This is a genomic window from Flaviflagellibacter deserti, from assembly GCF_042652085.1.
Lineage (GTDB): Bacteria > Pseudomonadota > Alphaproteobacteria > Rhizobiales > Methylopilaceae > Flaviflagellibacter > Flaviflagellibacter deserti.
Genome location: NZ_JBHSJF010000006.1, coordinates 1,401,750 through 1,422,483 on the forward strand (window position 1 = coordinate 1,401,750; position 20,734 = coordinate 1,422,483).

A 20,734-nucleotide genomic window follows, 5' to 3' on the forward strand; every position below is an offset into this window, starting at 1 on the left:
AGCTCAATCGAACAGGTCGAGCGAAAACCGCCTGGAGACGCCCAGTCCAACGGTGAACTGCTGGTCGTCGCCGGCCTCGACGATCGGAGAGTCCTTCGCGTCGGCGACCATGCTGGTCCACGAGGCCTCGGCATTCAGGAACCAGTCCTCCCGGAACTCGTAGCGCGCCTTCGCCTCCACGCCGGCCGATTTGATGCCCGCTTCAGCATCGAAGGCCGAGAGGCGACCGCCGGTCGAGAGCGACTCGCCCGGTGTCACGCCGAAATAGGTGTCCATGTAGTCCTCGCCCGCGAAGGTCGCGACGGGACCGATTTTGAACTCCAGATACGATGTCGGCCGAAAGATCGCGTTCGCACCCACATCGCCGACGAAACCCTCGGCCCCGCCGAACGCATAACGCGCCGCGCCGTAGACCTCGGCATGCTCCCATTCATAGCTGGCCTTCAGGCCGAGCTCATAGGTGGCGTCGACATCGTTCAGGCCGGTCAGTTCGTCATGGTCGGAGCTGTCGCGCTCGCCGGTGACGTTGAACGACGGTCCGATCGAGAAGCCGAGATCGTCGCCGCCGCCGCCGATCGTGAACAGGCCCGGCACGTTCAGATATTCCAGCTTGATGGTCGGAAACGGCGACACGTCATAGTCGGACGCACCTTCATAGGAAGGTTCGAATTTCGCGCCGCCGCCGAGCTCGATCACAAGGTCGTCTCCGGGCGATCGCGTAGTCGCATCGGCGGCAAAGGCCGCCTCGGATGGTATCGCAAGCAGCGCGAGAAGGGAGGCAATGAAGGACGGACGCGATCCGTGGAACCGGTCGGCCATTTCGAGACAAGACGCACCCATAAAACCCCCTTGCGATCCCCACGAACACCTTAAGTGTTCATTGAACAGTTATCTTGAACATTTGGACTTTATCAAGGCGGTTTCGTCAGCTTCCGGAAGGGTGTAGGACAGCGACCGCTGCAACCGAAGCCAGTCGCGATCTGGCGGCGTCGAGGATGGAAGGCGTCTCGTGTGATCACACGAAGCACTGCCGAACAGGCACGCAAGCCGCGCGGGCACGGCCATGAGCGCCGGGCGGAAATCATCGAAGCGGCGAAAACGTTGTTCTTCGACGAAGGTGTCGAGAGCGTCACCACACGCCGGCTCGCTGAGCGGGTCGGCGTGTCCCAGACCGGCCTCTATGTGTATTTCCCGAACAAGGAAGCGATCCTCGATGCAATCCGGCGGGAAACCTTCATCGCACTGACCGAGGTCATCAGCGGTGTCGCCAAGGATGCGCCGGCCAATATCGATCTGCTGAGAGCGATCGGCCGCACGTATATCGGCTTCGCTTTCACCCACCCCAAGGAATTCCAACTCACTTTCAAGGCAGGATCGACCCGCAAGCACAGCACAGCCGAATTGGACCTCTCGCGCCCATACGCCGAGCAATCCCCGGGCATCCAGTGTTTCCTCACCTTCCGCCGGCAGATCGAACGCCTGCTGGAAGCGGGCGTGCTCAGGCCAGCCGACCCGACCGTGATCGCGCAGACCACCTGGATGGTGTTCCAGGGCGTTTGCCTGATGTTGATCGACTGGCCGAATTTCCCTTGGGCCGAGCGGGAGGCACTGATCGAGCAGAGTCTGGAGATGGTCGTGAAGGGGTTGGCAGCGTAAGCGCGCCGGAACGGCGCGGCGGGCGCTGGAAGATGTGGCGCGGCCGCTGGCCTCGGGTGAGTACCCCCGGCGAAGCGATACTCAGGACGGAAGCCTAGCCTGTCGGCGCCTCCGCCCCGCCCCGACCTGCCGCCAGGATGGTACGGACGAATGCCATCACGAAAGCCAGGGTAAGCAGCAGCACGATCGTCGGTGCCGGAGCGCTGTCGATGAAGAAGGACAGGTAGACACCGAGAAGGGACGCGGCGATCGCGATAGCCACCGAGAGGATCAGCATCGTGCCGAACGTCCGGCTGAGTAGGAATGCGATCGCCCCCGGCGCAATCAGCATGGCGATGGCGAGGATGATGCCGACCGCTTTCAGGGCGCCGACGATCGTCAGCGAGATCAGGCAGAGCAGGCCGTAATGGAGGAGCCTGACCGGCAGGCCGAGCGCCCTGGCCTGCGCCGGATCGAAGGCATGAAGAAGGAAGTCCTTCCACTTGAGCACGATGATGCCGCCGATGATCGCGGCGATCACCGCACTCTCGGCGATGTCGCGGGTGCCGATGCCGAGCATGTCGCCGAACAGGATGTGGTCGAGGTGAACCTCGGACTGGATCTTCACGTAGAGCACGAGCCCAAGGCCGAACATGCCGGAGAACACGATCCCCATCACCGTGTCCTGCTTGATGCGGCTGTTGTCCTTCAGAAATCCCGTCGCGAGCGCGCACATCATGCCGGCCGCGAAGGCACCGGCGGCGTAGGGAAGCCCGACGATGTAGGCGATGACCACTCCCGGAAAGACGGCATGCGAGATCGCGTCTCCCATCAGCGACCAGCCCTTGAGGACGAGGAAGCAGGACAGCAGCGCCGTCGGCACCGCAACCAGCACCGAGATCACCAGGGCATTGATCATGAACTCGAACTGGAACGGCGCGAGCAGCGTATCGAGCATGGTCATGCGTCGGCCTCCAGGGCTTCCGCCGCGCGGCGGCGGGCCGCCAGCATTCCGTGCTTGGGGGCAAGAAAGAAGGCGGTGAGGAAGATCAGCGTCTGCAGGACGACGATGATGCCGCCGGTCGCCCCATCGAGGAAATAGCTCGCATAGGCGCCGACCAGGCTGGTCGCGGCGCCGATGGCGACGGCAAGAACGAGCAGGCGCTCGAAACGGTCGGTCAGCAGATAGGCCGTAGCGCCCGGCGTCACCACCATGCAGATGACGAGGAACGCGCCGACCGTCTGCATCGCCGCGACCGTCGATGCAGACAGCAGGGTGAAGAAGATGATCTTGAGCCTGACCGGATTGAGTCCGATCGAACGGGCGTGGCTTTCGTCGAAGAAGACCACCATCAGGTCCCTCCATTTGACCAGGAGCACGGCCAGCGAGACGAAGCCGATGACGGCGAGCTGGAGCGTGTCTTCCGGCGTGATAGCCAGAATGTTGCCGAGGACGATCGTCTGGATGTTCACCGAGGTCGGCGACAGCGAGACCATGAATAGGCCGAGCCCGAAAAAGGAGGAGAAGATCAGCCCGATGATCGCGTCCTCCTTCAACCGGGTGCGCTGGTTGAGGAACAGCATGGCGGCTGCGGCCAGTCCGCCCGAGAAGAACGCGCCGATCGAAAACGGCAGGCCGAGCATATAGGCGCCGGCAACGCCGGGGACGATCGAGTGCGACAGCGCATCGCCGATGAGTGACCAGCCCTTCAGCATGAGATAGGCCGAGAGGAAGGCGCAGACGCCGCCGACCAGAGTGGACACCCACATCGCGTTGCGCATGTATTCGTAGGAGAAGGGTTCGAGCAGATAGGCCATCCGTCAGGTGCTCTTCGCCACGTCGCGCTCCGCCGGCCTGTCGCCGCGGAGCACCAGCGGCCGCTCGTCATCGGTGAGAACGTCGAGCGAACCCGGCCTTCCGCCTTCGCTCAGCACGAAATGGCGGAGCACGCCGCCGAAGGTCTTTTCCAGATTGGCCTGGGTGAAGGTCTCCGCGGTTTGCCCATAGGCCAGCACGGTGCCCTTGAGCAGCACGGTACGGTCGCAGAATTCCGGCACGCTGCCGAGATTATGCGTCGAGACCAGCATCACCCGCCCTTCGTCCCGCAGCGATTTGAGCAGGCGGATGATGGCGTCCTCGGTCTTCACGTCGACGCCCGTGAACGGCTCGTCAAGCAGGATGACCCACCCGTCCTGCGCCAGAGCACGGGCAAGAAAGACGCGCTTCTTCTGTCCGCCCGACAGCTCGCCGATCTGGCGCTTGCGGAAGTCCGTCATGCCGACACGGGCAAGCGCGACGTCGACAGCCTGACGGTCGGCAGGTTTCGGCCGGCGCAGCAGCCCCATATGGCCGTAGCGGCCCATCATCACGACATCCTCGACGAGGACCGGGAAATTCCAGTCCACCTCGTCGCTCTGCGGCACATAGGCGATGAGGTTCTTCTTCAGCGCCCTTTCGACCGGCTGGCCGAGAACCGAGATGTTTCCCCGCGCGAGCCGGACGAAGCCCATGATCGCCTTGAACAAGGTCGACTTGCCGGAGCCGTTGACACCGACGAGCGCGGTGATCGTGCCGGTCGGGATATCGAAGCTGGCATTACGCAACGCTGTGTGGCCATTGCGATAAATGACAGTCGCGTCGTCGACGCGGATGCCCGCCCCCACGCCGGCGGGAGCAACGGCGGCGGGATGGGACACGGCAATATTCACTGGGACAATCCCTCGGCGAGTCCCTTCTCGACGGTGTCGGAGGTGACGCGCAGGAGATCGATATAGGTCGGCACCGGGCCGTCGGCCTCGCTCAGCGAGTCGACGTAGAGGACGCCGCCATACTGCGCGCCAGTCTCGCGGGCGACCTGCCTGGCCGGCTTGTCGGAGACCGTGCTCTCGCTAAATACGACGGCGATCCTGTTCGCCTTGACCGCGTCGATCACCTTGCGGACCTGCTGCGGCGTGCCCTGCTGGTCGGCATTGATCGGCCAGAGATAGAGCTCCTTCAGGCCGAAATCGCGGGCGAGATACGAGAACGCTCCCTCGCTGGAGACCAGCCAGCGCCTGTCCGCGGGGATGGTATCGAGCTTGGCCCGGATGGGCGAGACGGCGGCCTCGACCTTAGCCTTGTAGGCGGCGGCGTTCGCCTCATAGATCGCGGCATTCTTCGGATCGTATTTCACGAAGGCGTCGCGGATGTTGTCGACATAGATCAGCGCGTTCTTCGGCGACATCCAGGCATGCGGATTGGGCTTGCCGGTATAGGGCCCCTCCGTGATGCCCATCGGCTCTACGCCGTTCGAGACGACCGCGCCCGGCACGTTCTTCAGGTTCTGAAAAAACTTCTCGAACCAGAGCTCGAGGTTGAGGCCGTTCCAGAGGATGAGCTGGGCGTCCTGCGCGCGCTGAATGTCGCCCGGGGTCGGCGAGTATCCATGGATTTCCGCACCGGGCTTGGTGATCGACTCCACGATCGCGGCATCGCCGGCGACGTTCTTCGCCATGTCGGCGATGACGGTGAACGTCGTCACCGCCTTGAACTTCTCGGCCGCCGCGCCGGCTTCGGCCGAAATCGAGAAGGCGGCCATGGCCACGAAACCAGCGACTGCACCACGTCTGATCTGAGCTAACATTCCGGCTCCCGCTCCAGCTGAGAATGACTCTCAATAAGCTTCCACGTTTGAGTTGATATTGCAAGTCATTCGCATTTGCAGCTGATCGCCGACGACGTAATCCGTCCCGGAGAAACACAGCGCCCGATGTTCTGCAGCCTTCCGAGCTGGCTATACGGCCTCCGTGCGGAGCTCTTCGCCTGCGAGGAACTCGGCCATCTGCTCGACCCGCATTGGCCGCGCCAGGAGATAGCCCTGGATGAAATCGCAATCGAGGAGCCTGATCATCTCCGCCTGCGTTTCGGTCTCGACACCTTCGCAGACCACGGACAGGCGCTTGGCGCGGGCCACCGCAACGAAGGACTGGATCAGCGTCGCCGCGTCCGGATCGGTGCCGAGATCCTGCACGAAGGAGCGGTCGATCTTGAGGCGGTCGAGCGGAAATGCGCGGAGCGAGCTGATCGACGAGAAGCCAGTGCCGAAATCGTCGAGCGCCACCGTGATCCCAAGGTTCCGAAGCTGTTCAAGCTTCCTGGCGGCGGGCGCGGGATCCTTCAGCAGCACCGTTTCGGTCAGCTCGATCTCGATCTGGCCCGGCGTAACGCCATGCTTTCGGAGCATGGTCCTGAAGCGCGACACGAAGGCGACGTCGCGCAGCTGCGCCGGCGACACGTTCACCGACAGTTTCAGGTTGGGCCAGCGCCAGGAGTCCTCGCAGACGCGGTTCAGCACGAAATCGCCGACCGAGCGGATCAGTCCCGATTCCTCGGCAACCGCGATCAGTTTCTGCGGCGGGACATCGCCGAGCTCCGGCGAATGCCAGCGCACCAGTGCCTCCAGCCCACACACCCTCATATCGATTGTCGAGGCGATCGGCTGATAGACGATGTGCAGCTCGCCGGCCTCGATGGCATTCCGGAGCTTGGCCTCGAACTGCTTGCGCGCCAGCGCGTCGGTCTCCATCGACGGCGTATAGGCGACAGGCGACAGCCGCTGCTCCTGCTTGGCCTGGTACATCGCCAGATCGGCACGCTGCAGCAACGCGTCAGCGCCGCCTTCCGCATCCGTGCCGCGCGCATAGCCGACGGCGCAGGAGACGTTGAATTCGATCTCCGCGACGACGAACGGCTTCTCCATCGCGACCGGTATGCAATTCGCGATCTCGACCACATTTTCGGCGTCGTCGCCGACAAGCACCACGACGAACTCGTCGCCACCGACGCGGGCGACCCGCGCCCTGCCAGGCGTCGCCGCGATCAGCCGCGCCGCGACCTCGCGCACGAGGACGTCGCCACCCTTGTGGCCGACGGAATCGTTGACGGTCTTGAACCCGTTGACGTCGACATAGATGACCGCGACGCCGCCTTTCCCGATCTCGTCCTGACATGCCTTCGAGGCAAGGAAATCCGAGAGCCCCTTGCGATTATCTAGCCCAGTCAGGTGATCCAGCCGCGCCGCCATAGCGAGTTCGTCGGCAAAGCCGCGGGCGCGCGTGGCGACGAACAGCATCACCACCGCAAACACCGTCAGAGCGATGCCGAGCGGCACCAGCAGTTCCTGGAGCAGCGCCGCTCCCGGCCGCGGCGGCGTCCATACCAGATAGCCCACCCTCTGCTTGGCGGGATCGAGCAGCGGACGGAAATCCTTGCCCGGAACGGGTGTGTCGCTCACCGCGAGGTCGTCGAGCAGGAAGCTCCTGCCGACGCGGCTGATCCGCTCCGGAGTCTGGTAGCGGCCGATGATCAGGATGGGCAGGCGGGACACGTCGACGCCGGCATGATTCTTCGGCGTCAGGCGGCCCGCGCCGATCATCAGAACACCCGCAGGTCCACGGGCGAGCATGGTTTTCGCCGAGGTCGGGCCGAGCGGCACATCCGCGAGCACCTGCCTGGCCAGGCGGATCGTGGTCGCGGTGATCGTCTGCTCGAGCGTCTCGTTTTCCTGCGAGGTCCAGCCGTAGACGATCTTGCCGTCGGGCGAGGCGATGACCATGACGTCGCCGACGGCGGTCTCGGATATCCCGGTGCCGACATTGGTGTTCAGCCAGTCCCGGTCGCCGCGGGCATAGGCCAGGTAGGCATCGTCCCACCAGGAATAATCGTCGGTCGTGTTCTTCAGGCGGTAATGTGCCGATTCCGAATTGCCCGCCATCATGATCTGCGCCGCGGCTGCCGCCTGGGCGTCATACTGCCTGGCCATCCAGACAGTCATCGCCCCGACCGTTAAAAAGGTGATGGCGCAACCGATCAGCAGACAGGCCGTGATCTGCCTCGTCAAACGCATGAGGCCCCCTCCAATAAGGGAACCATCCACCAACAATCTTTGCCTGACCTTAACAAGAGCGTTTACGAATGCGTGACCGGCTATCCCAACAGACCAAGTCGATGGCTGCCTTTGCTCGGTGCGCTTGCGCATGACCATCGCATGCTGAAGACTCCGCTCGTTCCCCGGATAGATCCCCATGTCGGCGATAGACACACGTTTCCACCAGAGATTCCCGAAGCTCGATCCCGTACAGGTCGAGGTGATGAAGCGGTTCGCCAGTGGCGGCGAGCGCGAGTTTCAGCCCGGCGAAACGGTATTCGAGGTTGGCCAGCGCAATTCCCCAGCCTGGCTGATCCTGCGCGGATCGATCGATGTCGTCCGGCGCGATGGCCTCGGCCACGAACAGCCGATCGTTTCGCACATGGCCGGTCAGTTCTCGGGAGAGATCAGCCAGCTTGCCGGACGCGCCTCCCTGGCGGCGGGCAAGGCCGGCGCGGAGGGCTGCGTCGCCGTTCCCCTGGACGCCCCTCATCTGCGCGCTCTCGTCATCGGCTCGGCCGAAATCGGCGAGATCGTCATGCGTGCCTACATTCTGCGCCGGGTCGCCCTGATCGAGGGCGGCAATGCCGGCTCCACTTTGCTCGGGCGGGCAAACGACCGCGACCTCGTCCGGCTGCAAGGGTTCCTGACGCGGAACGGCCATCCGAACACTGTCCTCGACTGCCATGACGCGGAAGCCCGCGCTCTCATCGAACGCCTCGGCATTGCGGAAGAGGATCTCCCGATCCTCATCTGCCCGAACGGCACAGTCCTCAAGCATCCGACGAATGCCGAGGCCGGCGTTTGCCTCGGCATGACGCCGGAGCTCGATCCGTCGGTCACCTACGACGTGGCGATCGTCGGCGCGGGCCCGGCCGGCCTCGCCACCGCCGTCTATGCCGCATCGGAGGGTCTGAAGGTCCTCGTTCTCGACACCCGCGCGATCGGCGGACAGGCGGGCGCGTCGGCCCGGATCGAGAACTATCTCGGTTTCCCGACCGGCATTTCAGGCCAGGCGCTCGCCGGCCGAGCATTCACGCAGGCGCAGAAATTCGGCGCCGAGCTGGCCATCCCACTGGAGGTCACCAAGCTGACCTGCCCCGGCACGGAGGACGACGTGCACGCGACGCTCGATCTCCTCCTATCCGATGGCAAGACGATCTCGTCGAGGACAGTCGTCATCGCCTCGGGCGCAAGCTACCGCCGGCCCGACATCGCCAATCTTGCGACATTCGAGGGTCGCGGAATCTCGTACTGGGCGTCGCCAGTCGAGGCACAGCTCTGCAAGGGCGAGGAGGTCGCGCTCGTCGGTGGAGGTAATTCGGCCGGACAGGCCGTGGTCTATCTCGCGCCGAAGGTGAAGCACCTGCATCTGGTCATCCGGGCAAACGGCCTGGAATCATCGATGTCGCAATACCTGATCGAGCGCATCGCTGCTTTGCCGAACGTCGAGATTCACACCAATACCGAGGTCACCGAACTCGGCGGCGATGAGACCCGGGGCCTGCAGGAGATCGTCCTGCGCAAGGCCGCGACCGGCACGACGCTTACCCGGAACATCAAGCACCTGTTCCTGTTCGTCGGCGCCGATCCCAACACCGGCTGGCTGAACGGCTGCGTCGACGTCGACAACAAGGGCTTCGTTCTCACCGGAGCGGATCGCAACGATTCAAACGGCACGTCGCTGGAAACGAACAGATCGGGTGTCTTCGCGATCGGCGATGTGCGCGCGTCATCGACCAAGCGTGTCGCTGCGGCGGTTGGCGACGGCGCGGCCGTCGTCGCCCAGATCCACGGCTATCTCGCCCGCCGGGAGAGGCAGCGAGCGGCCTGACCAGAACGACGTTCTAGGCGGCTGCGGACGCGACCGACAGCGCTTCGCCGACCAGCTGGCGCGACTGATCCTCGATCCGGCGCAGATGGTCGTCGCCGATGAAGCTCTCGGCATAGATCTTGTAGACATCCTCGGTGCCGGACGGACGCACGGCGAACCAGCCGTTCGCGGCCACGACCTTGATTCCGCCGATCGCGCTGCCATCGCCGGGCGCGTGGGTCAGCACGTGCTGCACCGCCTCGCCCGCGAGTTCCGTCACTTTGAACGTGTCGGGGGTCAGGCGGCCGAGGGCCGTCCGCTGCTCCTTGTTGGCCGGCGCGTCGCTGCGGCGATAATACGAGGTCCCGACCTCCTCGGTTAGGCCCTTGTACAGTTCCGCCGGGTCGCGACCGGTGCGGGCGGTCATCTCGGCCGACAGCAGGCCCGCGGTGATGCCGTCCTTGTCGGTCGTCCAAACCTGGCCGCTCGTCTCGACGAAGGTCGCGCCGGCGCTCTCCTCGCCGCAGAAGCCGATCCAGCCGTCAGTCAGGCCGTCGACGAACCATTTGAAGCCAACCGGCGTCTCGTGGACCCGGTGGTTCCTCCGCGTCACCACGCGGTCGATGATGCTGCTGCTGACGACCGTCTTCCCGATCGCGATATCCGGCTTCCAGTCCGGGCGGTGCGTGATGAGGTAGTCGATCGCCGCCGCAAGATAATGGTTCGGCTGCATCAGGCCCGCGCTCTTCGTCACGATGCCGTGGCGGTCGTGGTCGGTGTCGCAGGCGAAGGCGAGGTCGAAATCGTCCTTCAGCCCGATCAGGCTCCGCATCGCATCCGGTGAGGACGGGTCCATGCGGATCTTGCCGTCCCAGTCGCGCGTGATGAAGCGGAAGGTCGGGTCGTAGACGTCGTTCAGAACGGTGAGGTCGAGCCCGTAGCGTTCGGCGATGCGATGCCAATAATGGATGCCGGCGCCGCCCAGCGCATCCACCGCGAGATGCAGACCGGACGCGCGAATAGCCTCCAGGTCGATGACGGAGGCGAGATCGTCGACATAGGCGGTGACGTAATCGTGCTGAACCGTGGTCGGCGCGCGCAGGGCCTGCTCGTAGCTGACGCGGGCGATCTCCGCGCCGCCGAGAAGCTCGTTCGCCCTGCCCTCGATCCAGCCAGTCACCGCCGAGCCCGCCGGCCCGCCATGCGGCGGATTGTATTTGAAGCCGCCGTCGCCGGGAGGATTGTGCGAGGGCGTGATGACAATGCCGTCGGAGAGCCCGCTCTGGCGCCTGCGATTGTAGGCAAGAATCGCCCGCGAGATCACCGGCGTCGGGGTGAAATCGTTGTTGGCCGCAACCATCACGGTGACGTCATGCGCCGCCAGCACTTCGAGCGCCGTCACGAATGCCGGGCGCGACAATGCGTGGGTGTCGAGGCCGATGAACAGCGGCCCGTCGATGCCCTCCTTCTTCCTGTATTCGCAAATCGCCTGCGTGACGGCGAGGATGTGGCGTTCGTTGAAGCTCCGCGTCAGCGACGAGCCCCTGTGCCCCGACGTGCCGAACGACACGCGCTGCTCGACGACACCGGGATCGGGCCGCTCCGCGTAATAGGCGACGACGAGGCTCGGAATGTCGGCGAGATCGCGAAGGTCGGTCAGGCGCCCGGCATTGGGGTTCACTGATGCGTTCATGCGTTCGAAGCTCCTGCCGAAACCAAAGATGCGGCGGACGATAATGCCGTTCGACGACGTTCGCACATCGTTTCGGGAAAAGATGATGTGTCGATTGGTTTAGGCGCGCCTGTATCTTCTCCGCCGCCGATGTGCTCCAAGTTGTCTGTCATCGATATTTGCCGCCGCGGACCACGCGGGCCGACCTTCGCGGTCCCTCGGAAGATTCCATCGACTGAGGAGAGAGCATGCGGATTCTGGTTGGCTGCGAGATGACCTACGAATTCGAGCAGATCACGCCGATGATCGCGATGCTCAACGTGCATTCCTCGCGCGTCTCCGATCTTGAACGGCCCGATTACCTCACCACCTCGCCCGCCGTGCCGATCCAGGGATATCGCGACAGCTTCGGCAATTGGTGCAGCCGCTTCACCGCGCCCGTCGGACGTTTCACGCTGAAGACAGACACGGTCGTCCGCGACGATGGCCAGTGGGATGCGGTGGCCAAGGCCGCCGACGAGGTTTCACCCGCTCTCCTCCCGGCCGAGACGCTGCTCTTCCTGCTCGGCAGCCGCTATTGCGAGACCGACCGGCTGTCTGACATTGCCTGGGACCTGTTCGGTGCGCTGCCGCCCGGCCTGTCGCGCGTTCAGGCGATCTGCGAGTTCGTGCACAACCACATCACTTTCGGCTACGCGCATTCTCGGCCGACCCGTTCGGCGATGGACGCGTATGAGGAGAAGATTGGCGTCTGCCGCGACTTCGCTCATCTGGCGCTGACCTTCTGCCGCTGCCTCAACATCCCAGCCCGCTACTGCACCGGCTATGTCAGCGATATCGGCCTGCCCCTGCCGCATGCACCCGGGGACTTCGCCGCCTGGATCGAGGTCTTTCTCGGCGGCCGCTGGCACATGTTCGACCCGAGAAACAACGATCCCCGCATCGGCCGCATCCTGATCGCCTATGGCCGCGACGCCGCCGATGTGCCGCTGACCCTGACCTTCGGCCCAAACCAGTTGATCGAGTTCAAGGTCGTGACCGAGGAAGCGCCCGACCTGCCCTTCGCTCACCCAATCCACTGACCCCTTGTTCCAGCCATAAAACGGGCGTCTGCTGACACCCTCGGAGGAAACGACATGTCCAAGGAACAACGCGGCAACCGCGAAGCCAAGAAACCGAAGAAGGTCACCCCTAAGGTGATCGCCGCCGCCCCGTCGACCAAGAATTCGATCGTCGGAGATACGGTGGCACGGTCGACGGAAAAAAAGAAATAGGCCACTCGGGCGACGCGTCGCCCGACACCGGATTTCCCGGGTGTTTGCGCGAGGAGTCAGTCAGTCTGACCCCCGGCGTATTCCCATTGATCCATTGAGCGCCGCCTGCGCCTGATGGTGCTCAACCAGGCTATGCCGCCATTGACGAATACTGGCCGCCAGGCGAACCAATCATGCCATGGATAGATTTCGACCGGCATGGTCGCTTCCGATCTATTTGGATTGGCGATGTATTTTTCGTATCTCCGATGGTAGTCTTATTTTCTATCAACTACTAGGTCGTTATTTTTATTTATCATCAGCCGCTCGCTCCTTGTATTCGACGTAGCAATCACCACTTTCAATTTATGCAACACGATCATGAATTCCAGCTGGGCGATCAGGTCGAGTGGATCCGCGTTCCTCTCAATGTTCAACGCGGCCCGTACGAGATCACGCGACAGCTTCCCGAAGGTGCCGATGGCACGCTGCAGTACCGGATGAAGAGTCCGACTGAGGTCACCGAGCGAGTGGTGACGGAAAAAGAGATTTCGCACAGCCATGCCGGCAACCAGGTTTTCGTCTAGGAGCGAGCCATGACTGAAACAGTTGCGCCGCCGTTCTACTCGATGCGCCTGCAGCTCAAGTCAGATACATTTCTGAAGGCTGCAAGACAAAGCACCGCTCCCTTCGTCGGCGGCCTGCTCGGCTTCTCCCGCTTCTACGGCACGCTTGCCAATCAGGAGAGAGACATCGAGGACGACCAACGCGACCGGTCTTCGGCCACGTCCGCGCAAGAGGACGCCTGGCTGAACGAAGGGGGCCGCGAGCCGGACCCCCGGCATGGCTGAATTGACCGACCGGCTAAGCCGGATCCTCGTCGTGATGGACGGCCATGCCGAAATTCGGCTGCGCACGATCGGCGACGTGGAAGCCTATCTCAACCCGTCGAACGGCGCGGTTCTGGGCGGCATCGCCCTCGCCCTGAAGAAAGCGCGAACGACGCAGGATAAGGCCAAGGTGCTGAAGGCCTTCGTCAAATGGGTGCAAATGACCGGGCTGCTGTTGGGCACGGAGCCGGCAATGCCGCTGGGCCGGCCATAAACGAGCGAGGCTTTGCCATGCCACTCCGCACCACCGAGACAACAATCACCTTCCAGCACCCCTTCGAGCTGTCTACCCTGACGGGCCCGCAGCCGGCCGGCACTTACCGGCTCGTCACCGACGACGAGGAACTCCCCGGCCTGACCCACATCGCCTATCACCGCGTCGCGACCATGCTCCACACTCCGGCGCTCACCGGGCCGGCAGGCCGCGAGGAAGTGCATCTGGTAAGTGCGGCCGACCTTGCTCGCGCGCTGGATGCCGATACCCACTAGCAGGTCCCGCCTCCTCATTCCGGCCATACTTTGGGACGTAGATTCGTTCCAAACTGACGCTCGACGAGCGAGCGTTCGTTCCGTCCCGAGTCCTGAAAACTGAGTGATTCCGTGAGCCGGTCAGGAGGTGGCATACCTGCTGATACTTGTAGAGAAGCCTCGCTGTCGCCACATCGGTGGCGAGCGCCACGCTCTTCGCGGAATTGTCGTCCGGACCTCGCCCCGGGGTCCGTCCGGTCCGCCGAACCACGCAGTTTTCCAAACCATAATTGTCAGCACAGGCCGAGGGGGTTTCTTCCATGCTCAATCTTAATGTGAACGGCCGACCCCATTCGGTCGATGCTCCGGACGACATGCCGCTTTTGTGGGTGATCCGGGACATTCTCGGCATGACGGGAACGAAGTTCGGTTGCGGCATCGCCCAGTGCGGAGCCTGTACCGTGCACATCGACGGCGAGCCGACCCGCTCCTGCATCACACCAGTCAGTGACGCTGCGGGCCGGTCGGTCACGACGATCGAGGCGATCGGCGAAACGCCGGCCGGCAAGGCGATCCAGACCGCGTGGCTTGGCGTCGAAGTCGTCCAGTGCGGCTACTGCCAATCAGGGCAGATCATGTCGGCGAGCGCGCTTCTCGCGGGCAATCCGAAACCGACAGATGCCGACATCGACGCGGCGATGTCTGGCAACATCTGCCGATGTGGCACCTATGTGCGCATCCGCGAAGCGATCAAGCAGGCCGCCAACTCCGTCAGTGCGCAGTGAGGACAACAGCCATGACTCTTCTCGACGACGTGATGGACCGGACTGTTTCCCGCCGCACCTTCCTCCGCTCGAGCGCCGCAGTCGGCGGCGGCTTGATGATCGGCTTCACCCTGCCCTCCGCAATCCTGCCGGCAGACGCCGCGACGGGTAGCGAGCCGTTCGCTCCGAATGCGTTCATCCGCATCGACCAGACGGGCAAGGTGACGTTCATCTCCCCGATGATCGAGATGGGCCAGGGCACCTTTACCTCGCTGCCGATGCTGGTTGCCGAGGAACTCGATGTCGACCTGACCAATGTCGTGGTGGAACACTCTCCGGCGAACGCGAAGCTCTACGGCAACGCCCTGATCGGCGGCGTGCAGATGACGGGCGGTTCGACGTCCATCCGGGCGTTCTACATGCCGCTGCGCCAGGCCGGTGCCACGGCGCGGCAGATGCTGATCACGGCTGCCGCGACCAATCTTAAGGTTGACGCCGCCGGCCTGACCACCGAGCCGGGCTTCGTCGTCCACGCCGCGAGCAAACGCCGGATCGGATATGGCGAACTCGTCGACGCCGCCGCCAAACTCCCCGTCCCGGCCGACGTCAAGCTCAAGGATCCGTCCACGTTCCGCCTGATCGGCACGCCGGTCAAACGGCTCGACGTCGCGGGCAAGGTGAATGGCACGGCGATCTATGGCATCGACGTCAAACTGCCCGGCATGAAGGTCGCCACGGTCTCCGCTTCTCCGGTCTTCGGCGGCAAGGTCGCCTCGGTCGACGAAGCGGCGGCGCTGAAGGTTCCGGGCGTGCATCAGGTCGCGAAGCTCGACAATGCGGTCGCGGTCATCGCCGATCACTACTGGGCGGCGAAACAGGGCCTGGAAGCCGCTGCCGTCACCTTCGACGACGGCCCTCACGCATCCGTCACCACGGCGGATGTCGTCGCCGCTCTGGCAACCGCTTCCGAGAAACCCGGGGCCGTCGCCACCGACAAGGGCGACGTCGCAGCCGCCCTCGCCAAGGCGGCCACCAAGGTCGAGGCCATCTACGAAGCGCCGTTCCTCGCCCATGCGACGATGGAGCCGATCAATTGCACCGTTCAGGTGAAGCCGGATAGCTGCGATGTCTGGGTCGGCTCGCAGGTGCCGGATATCGCCCAGGCGGTGGTGGCGAAGTCGCTCGGGCTGAAGCCCGAGCAGGTAACGATCCATAACCACCTCCTCGGCGGCGGTTTCGGCCGCCGGCTCGAGGTCGATTTCATCGCTCAGGCCGCGCTCATCGCGAAGCAGTCCAAGGACCCGATCAAGGTCGTCTGGAGCCGCGAGGAAGACATCACCCAGGACATGTACCGGCCGTACTATTTCGACCGGATGAGCGCCGGGCTCGACGAGAACGGCAGACTGACGGCCTGGAGCCACCGCATTGCCGGTTCGTCGATCATAGCCCGCTACTCCCCCTCGTGGATGAAGAACGGCGTCGACCCCGACGCGGTCGAGGGCGCGGCCGAGATCCCCTATGCCGTCCCGAACATGCACGTCGACTACGTCCAGGTGGAGCCTCCGGGCATCCCGACAGCGTTCTGGCGCGGCGTCGGCCCGACGCACAACATCTATGTGGTCGAAAGCTTCATCGACGAACTCGCCGCCGCGGCCAAGAAGGACCCGGTCGAGTATCGCCGCGCGCTGCTGGCGGACAATCCGCGCGCGCTGAAAGTGATGGAGACCGCCGCCAGGAACGCCGGATGGGGAACCCCGCTCGGGCCCCGGAAGGGTCGCGGCATCTCCGTGCAGTTCGCGTTCGGAAGCTATTTGTCGGAGGTCGCCGAGGTGACGGTCGCGGACAACGGCACCGTCCGCGTCGACCGCGTCGTCGCCGCCATCGACTGCGGCGTCGCCGTCAATCCGGACACGATCGAGGCGCAGATCCAGAGCGGCATCATCTTCGGCATCACCGCTGCTCTCTACGGCGAGATCACGCTCAAGGACGGCCGGGTCGAGCAGACCAATTTCGACACCTACCAGATGCTCCGCATCGACGAGGCCCCGAAGATCGAGGTCGAGATCGTCAAGAGCAGCGAGGCACCGGGCGGGCTTGGTGAGCCGGGGACTTCGGCCTTGGCGCCCGCGGTGTTGAACGCGGTCTACGCGGCGACGGGAGTGAGGCTGCGGAAGCTGCCGATCGATACGGAGAAGCTGAAGTCGGAGAGCCGTTCGGGATGAACGCCGGATGTCTGCCGATGCTAGGGAAGAACGCGATCATCGATCGTGCGATGTGTGGTGCAATGAAGGTGCCCGCCACCGCCCTCGTCCGACATAGGAACGGATAAACCAAAATGACCGTTTACATCATCGCTGACGTCAAGGTGACTGACGAAGCATGGGTGCCGGCATACGCCGCGGCGGTTCATGATCTGGTGCATGAGCACGGCGGCAAGTATCTGGCAAGAAGCGGGAACGTGAAGACGCTGGAAGGCACGCCTCTGGAAACCACCCTTATCGCGCTTCTGGAGTTTCCATCGGCCGAAGCAGCCGAGGCCTTCGTCAACGACCCCAGATATGCCCCTCACGCCCAGGCCCGCAGGGACGGCAGTGAAAGCCGCTTCCAGTTGATCGACGATACCGATCTGGCCGGAACGATCCCATATCTGGGTAAAGGGTGAGGAGCAGCCGGAGATCGCGAAAGCGCGGCCGCCGAAAGAGCGGCCGCGGAATGGGACATGAAGCCCAAAGCAACACCGGTCGCCCGCGGGCCACTTCATTGCCCCGCCACCCTCGCCAATCGTCACAATGACAAAGGCATGACGAGCCTTATCGCAGAGAAATCACATCTTTTCGCGATTTAGAGGCTTGGCTTGAGCGCTATTTTCCGCTTGGCTTATGGAAATAAGAATAAGCAGGGAGGATAGAAAATGCTCAGAATCTGGACAGCCATGTTCGCGCTTGCCGCGGGCCTCGGCTATGTCGGAACTGCCTCTGCCCAGGACTGCGCCAATCGCGGCCAGCTCGACGACATGTACTGCGACGCCAACAACGACCTCGTCGCCGACGTGCCGAAGGAAACCCGCGATCCGAGCACGCTGGTCTTCGCCTATACCCCGGTCGAGGACCCCGCCGTCTACGAGAACGCCTTCGCGCCGTTCACCAAGCATCTCTCCGAATGCACCGGCAAGAAGGTCGTCTACTACCCCGTCCAGTCGAACTCCGCCGAGATCGAGGCCATGCGGTCCGGGCGCCTGCACGTCGCGGGCTTCTCGACCGGCCCGACCGGGTTCGCGGTCAACATGGCGGGCGCCATTCCGTTCGCCGCCAAGGGCACCGCAAAGGGTTTCCAGGGCTATCAGCTGTTCATGCTGGTGAAGGCCGACAGCCCGTATCAGAAGCTCTCCGACCTGAAGGGCAAGAAGGTCGCCCACACCTCGCCCTCCTCCAATTCCGGCCACCTCGCGCCGGTCGTGCTGTTTCCCGCGGAAGGCCTTAAGCCGAACGAGGACTACAAGCCGATCTTCTCCGGCGGCCATGACAAGTCGACGCTCGGCGTCGAGGCCGGCGACTACGACGCTGCGCCCGTCGCGTCCGACGTCTATAACCGCATGGTCGACCGCGGCACGGTGAAGGGCGAGAACTTCCGCATCATTTTCAAGAGCGAGGTCTTCCCGACCTCCTCGTTCGCCTACGCCCACGACCTGAAGCCGGAGCTCGCCGAAAAGATCAAGCAGTGCTTCTACGACTTCCGCTTCCCGCCGGAGATGCAGAAGGAGTTCAACGGCGACGACCGCTTCTTCCCGATCACCTATCAGAAGGAATGGGCCGTGGTGCGCGAGGTCGGCGAGAAGTCCGGCACGCCGTACAACAAGGCCGCCTACGAGAAGGAAACGGCCCGCGAGGCGGAAGCCGCGCGCAAGAAGGCCGAAGAGAAACAGAAGAAGACGCAGTGAACGCGGCGCCGGGCCTCGTGACGGAGAGCGGGCAGGACGCCCGCTCTCTGGTCATCCGCGATCTCGTCAAGGAGTACCGGCGCAACAAGCCGGTCCTTCGCGGCATCAACCTGACGATTGCCGGCCACGGCCTGACCGCCGTGATCGGCCCGTCCGGCACCGGCAAGAGCACGCTGCTGCGCTGCATCAATCGGCTGGTCGAGCCCACGTCCGGCGAAATCAAGTTCATGGGCCAGGATCTCGCGCGGCTTCGCGGCCGGCAGCTCCGCGAGGCGCGGCGGCGCATCGGCATGGTGTTCCAGGAGTACAATCTCGTGGAACGGCTGACGGTGATGGAGAACCTGCTCTCCGGCCGGCTCGGCTATGTCCCGGTATGGCGCGCCTGGCTGCGGAAATTCCCGCAGGCCGACATCGACCGCGCCTTCGGACTGCTGGACGCGGTCGGGCTCGAACGCGTCGCGCTCCGCCGCGCGGACGCACTCTCCGGCGGCCAGCGCCAGCGCGTCGGTATCGCCCGGGCGATCATGCAGGAGCCCGACCTGATCCTCGCCGACGAGCCCACCTCCTCGCTCGATCCGAAAACCTCGGTCGAGATCATGGAGATCCTCTCGCGGCTGGCCGGCGAGCGCGACATCCCGGTGATCGTCAACATCCACAATGTCGGACTGGCCAAGCGCTTCGCGCAACGCGTCGTCGGCATGACAGGCGGCCACGTCGTCTATGACGGCCCGCCGGACGGACTGACCGACGCCGACCTCAAGGCGATCTATGGCGGGGAGAACTGGCTCGATGAGCGCCCCTGATCCTGGCCTCCCCCTTGGTCGGCAAGCCTTCCAGGCCAATTGGAGCGGGCGCATCGCGTTCGGGGCGCTGGTCGTCTACACGATCTACGCCGCCTCGCATCTCGGCTTCTCGTGGGACCGGTTCGTCACCGGCCTCGGCCAGGGAGGGACCTTCCTCGCCCGGATGTTCCCGCCCGATTTCGAGCGGACCCAGCTTCTCGTCGACGGCATGGTCGAGAGCCTGCAGATCGCGATCCTGTCGAGCTTCTTCGGCATTCTGCTGTCGCTGCCGGTCGGACTGCTGGCGGCACGCAATCTGATGCCGCCTTGGGTGACCTGGCCTGCGCGGACGATCATCGCACTCTGCCGGTCGTTCCACCCGATCATCATCGCGATCCTGTTCGTGAAGGCGGTCGGCTTCGGCGCGCTCGCGGGTGTGCTGGCGCTGATCGTCGGGTCGATCGGCTTCGTCGGCAAACTGTTCGCCGAGGCGATCGAGGAAATCTCGCTGAAGCAGGTCGAAGCTGTCCGCGCCACCGGCGCGCCGTTCCTGAACGTGCTGATCATGGCCGTGCAGCCACAGGTCCTGCCACGCTTCATCGGCTTCGCGACCTACCAGCTCGATTCCAACCTGCGGAACTCGACCATGGTCGGCATCGTCGGCGGCGGCGGCATCGGCGCCACTTTGTTCACCGCTTACCAGCGCTTCGACTACGACTACGTGCTCGCGATCCTCATCGTCACGGTGGCGATGATCATGGTCGCTGAAGTCCTTTCGGGCTGGATCCGGAAGGCGTTTCAATGAGCACGGTCGGAACGGCCATCGACCGCGAATGGGTGCGCTTCACGCCGGCCCAGAGGCTCGGCCGCTACGCGCTCTATCTCGCCGCCGTCATCGCGATCGTCTGGTCGTTCCGGACGATCGAGATCATCCCGGAATTCCTCTACGACTCGCCGCAGCAGATCGCCGACCTGTTCGTCCGCATGTGGCCGATGGACTGGAGCTATTTCGGCGAGGCCGTCTGGGCCTCGCTGATCGAGACGCTGCACATCGCGACGCTCGGCACCATCCTGTCGCTGTTCTTCGCAGTGCCGCTCGGCCTGGTCGCCGCGCGCAACCTGACGCCCGTTCCGGTGCTCAACTGGTTCGCCCATTTCCTGTTCGTCACCTCGCGCTCGGTGAACTCGCTCGTCTGGGCGCTGCTGTTCGTCGCGATCTTCGGTCCCGGTCCCCTCGCCGGCACATTGGCGATCGCGTTCCGTTCCATCGGCTTCGTCGGCAAGCTGTTCGGCGAGGCGCTGGAGGAGGCGAACCAGGGATCGATCGAGGCACTGGTCGCTGCGGGCGCGCCGAAGCGAAGCCAGATCCTGATGGGATACTGGCCACAGGTTCGCCCGGCTTTCTGGTCGATCGCGCTGTTCCGCTGGGACATCAACATCCGCGAATCCGCCGTGCTCGGCCTCGTCGGCGCGGGAGGCATCGGCGTCGCGCTCGATACGGCGCTGAACCTGCTCTACTGGGATCAGGTCGCCGTGGTGCTGCTGACGATCTTCGCCGTGGTGGTGCTAGCCGAACTGGTGGTGACGGCGATCCGGCAGCGCGCGCTGTAGCGC

Annotated in this window: 22 protein-coding genes; 15 read left to right on the forward strand and 7 right to left on the reverse strand. The window is 64.1% G+C overall.

Translation table 11 applies throughout. From position 1 onward, the window contains the following. Positions 1-3: 3 nt before the first annotated feature. Positions 4-840, reverse strand: coding sequence for a MipA/OmpV family protein (locus tag ACFPFW_RS13870; RefSeq protein WP_379771183.1), 837 nt, complete (start codon positions 838-840; stop codon positions 4-6). Positions 841-1,011: 171 nt separating this feature from the next. Here ACFPFW_RS13870 and ACFPFW_RS13875 point away from each other — a divergent pair, with 171 nt between their 5' ends. Then, complete coding sequence (locus ACFPFW_RS13875) at positions 1,012-1,656, forward strand: TetR/AcrR family transcriptional regulator (RefSeq protein WP_114957767.1); 645 nt, start codon at positions 1,012-1,014, stop codon at positions 1,654-1,656. 94 nt (positions 1,657-1,750) lie between these two features. On the opposite strand, the gene ACFPFW_RS13880 is transcribed toward ACFPFW_RS13875, so the two are convergent. From ACFPFW_RS13880 to ACFPFW_RS13900, 5 genes are all read right to left on the reverse strand, one after another. Then, complete coding sequence (locus ACFPFW_RS13880) at positions 1,751-2,599, reverse strand: metal ABC transporter permease (protein WP_114957766.1); 849 nt, start codon at positions 2,597-2,599, stop codon at positions 1,751-1,753. Continuing rightward, the gene (locus tag ACFPFW_RS13885) at positions 2,596-3,453 is read right to left on the reverse strand and encodes a metal ABC transporter permease (RefSeq protein WP_114957765.1); all 858 of its coding nucleotides are present in this window, start codon (positions 3,451-3,453) and stop codon (positions 2,596-2,598) included. Before ACFPFW_RS13885 ends, ACFPFW_RS13880 begins: the two co-directional genes overlap by 4 nt. A 3-nt stretch (positions 3,454-3,456) precedes the next feature. Next, positions 3,457-4,332, reverse strand: a complete 876-nt coding sequence (locus tag ACFPFW_RS13890; protein ID WP_379771187.1) for a manganese/iron ABC transporter ATP-binding protein — start codon at positions 4,330-4,332, stop codon at positions 3,457-3,459. Positions 4,333-4,340: 8 nt separating this feature from the next. Next, positions 4,341-5,258, reverse strand: coding sequence for a metal ABC transporter substrate-binding protein (locus tag ACFPFW_RS13895; RefSeq protein WP_114957763.1), 918 nt, complete (start codon positions 5,256-5,258; stop codon positions 4,341-4,343). Between the two features lie 150 nt (positions 5,259-5,408). Then, positions 5,409-7,520, reverse strand: a complete 2,112-nt coding sequence (locus tag ACFPFW_RS13900; RefSeq protein ID WP_162799733.1) for a bifunctional diguanylate cyclase/phosphodiesterase — start codon at positions 7,518-7,520, stop codon at positions 5,409-5,411. Positions 7,521-7,698: 178 nt separating this feature from the next. Here ACFPFW_RS13900 and ACFPFW_RS13905 point away from each other — a divergent pair, with 178 nt between their 5' ends. After that, positions 7,699-9,375 carry an FAD-dependent oxidoreductase gene (locus ACFPFW_RS13905; RefSeq protein WP_114957761.1) on the forward strand — a complete coding sequence of 559 codons (1,677 nt, stop codon included), beginning with the start codon at positions 7,699-7,701 and terminating at the stop codon, positions 9,373-9,375. A 13-nt stretch (positions 9,376-9,388) separates the two neighbouring features. Here ACFPFW_RS13905 and pgm read toward each other — a convergent pair whose 3' ends face one another. Continuing rightward, complete coding sequence (pgm, locus tag ACFPFW_RS13910; protein ID WP_114957780.1) at positions 9,389-11,047, reverse strand: phosphoglucomutase (alpha-D-glucose-1,6-bisphosphate-dependent); 1,659 nt, start codon at positions 11,045-11,047, stop codon at positions 9,389-9,391. Positions 11,048-11,274: 227 nt separating this feature from the next. Here pgm and ACFPFW_RS13915 point away from each other — a divergent pair, with 227 nt between their 5' ends. From ACFPFW_RS13915 to phnE (ACFPFW_RS13975), 13 genes are all read left to right on the forward strand, one after another. After that, positions 11,275-12,108 carry a transglutaminase-like domain-containing protein gene (locus ACFPFW_RS13915; RefSeq protein WP_114957760.1) on the forward strand — a complete coding sequence of 278 codons (834 nt, stop codon included), beginning with the start codon at positions 11,275-11,277 and terminating at the stop codon, positions 12,106-12,108. Positions 12,109-12,162: 54 nt separating this feature from the next. Next, positions 12,163-12,300 carry a hypothetical protein gene (locus tag ACFPFW_RS13920; protein ID WP_379771193.1) on the forward strand — a complete coding sequence of 46 codons (138 nt, stop codon included), beginning with the start codon at positions 12,163-12,165 and terminating at the stop codon, positions 12,298-12,300. A 347-nt stretch (positions 12,301-12,647) separates the two neighbouring features. Continuing rightward, entirely contained in the window at positions 12,648-12,866 is a 219-nt protein-coding gene (locus ACFPFW_RS13925) for a hypothetical protein (RefSeq protein ID WP_114957759.1), read from the forward strand. A 9-nt stretch (positions 12,867-12,875) separates the two neighbouring features. Continuing rightward, complete coding sequence (locus ACFPFW_RS13930) at positions 12,876-13,130, forward strand: hypothetical protein (RefSeq protein ID WP_114957758.1); 255 nt, start codon at positions 12,876-12,878, stop codon at positions 13,128-13,130. Then, entirely contained in the window at positions 13,123-13,383 is a 261-nt protein-coding gene (locus ACFPFW_RS13935; protein ID WP_114957757.1) for a hypothetical protein, read from the forward strand. Before ACFPFW_RS13930 ends, ACFPFW_RS13935 begins: the two co-directional genes overlap by 8 nt. Positions 13,384-13,400: 17 nt before the next feature. Beyond that, a complete protein-coding gene (locus tag ACFPFW_RS13940) occupies positions 13,401-13,658 on the forward strand; it encodes a hypothetical protein (protein WP_114957756.1) in 258 nt (85 codons plus the stop codon). Between the two features lie 299 nt (positions 13,659-13,957). Further along, the gene (locus tag ACFPFW_RS13945; RefSeq protein ID WP_114957755.1) at positions 13,958-14,422 is read left to right on the forward strand and encodes a (2Fe-2S)-binding protein; all 465 of its coding nucleotides are present in this window, start codon (positions 13,958-13,960) and stop codon (positions 14,420-14,422) included. Between the two features lie 11 nt (positions 14,423-14,433). Continuing rightward, positions 14,434-16,623: a xanthine dehydrogenase family protein molybdopterin-binding subunit gene (locus ACFPFW_RS13950; RefSeq protein WP_114957754.1), complete on the forward strand. Its 2,190-nt coding sequence runs from the start codon at positions 14,434-14,436 to the stop codon at positions 16,621-16,623. 113 nt (positions 16,624-16,736) lie between these two features. Continuing rightward, positions 16,737-17,063 (forward strand): DUF1330 domain-containing protein, encoded by a 327-nt coding sequence (locus ACFPFW_RS13955; protein WP_114957753.1) that lies wholly within the window; start codon positions 16,737-16,739, stop codon positions 17,061-17,063. Between the two features lie 249 nt (positions 17,064-17,312). Beyond that, positions 17,313-18,338 (forward strand): phosphate/phosphite/phosphonate ABC transporter substrate-binding protein, encoded by a 1,026-nt coding sequence (gene phnD / locus ACFPFW_RS13960; protein WP_114957752.1) that lies wholly within the window; start codon positions 17,313-17,315, stop codon positions 18,336-18,338. Beyond that, entirely contained in the window at positions 18,335-19,141 is an 807-nt protein-coding gene (gene phnC, locus ACFPFW_RS13965) for a phosphonate ABC transporter ATP-binding protein (RefSeq protein WP_114957751.1), read from the forward strand. Before phnD ends, phnC begins: the two co-directional genes overlap by 4 nt. Next, positions 19,128-19,925, forward strand: coding sequence for a phosphonate ABC transporter, permease protein PhnE (gene phnE / locus ACFPFW_RS13970; protein ID WP_379771201.1), 798 nt, complete (start codon positions 19,128-19,130; stop codon positions 19,923-19,925). Before phnC ends, phnE (ACFPFW_RS13970) begins: the two co-directional genes overlap by 14 nt. Next, positions 19,922-20,731, forward strand: a complete 810-nt coding sequence (phnE, locus tag ACFPFW_RS13975) for a phosphonate ABC transporter, permease protein PhnE (RefSeq protein ID WP_114957749.1) — start codon at positions 19,922-19,924, stop codon at positions 20,729-20,731. The genes phnE (ACFPFW_RS13970) and phnE (ACFPFW_RS13975) overlap by 4 nt, the downstream gene beginning before the upstream one ends. Positions 20,732-20,734 lie beyond the last annotated feature (3 nt).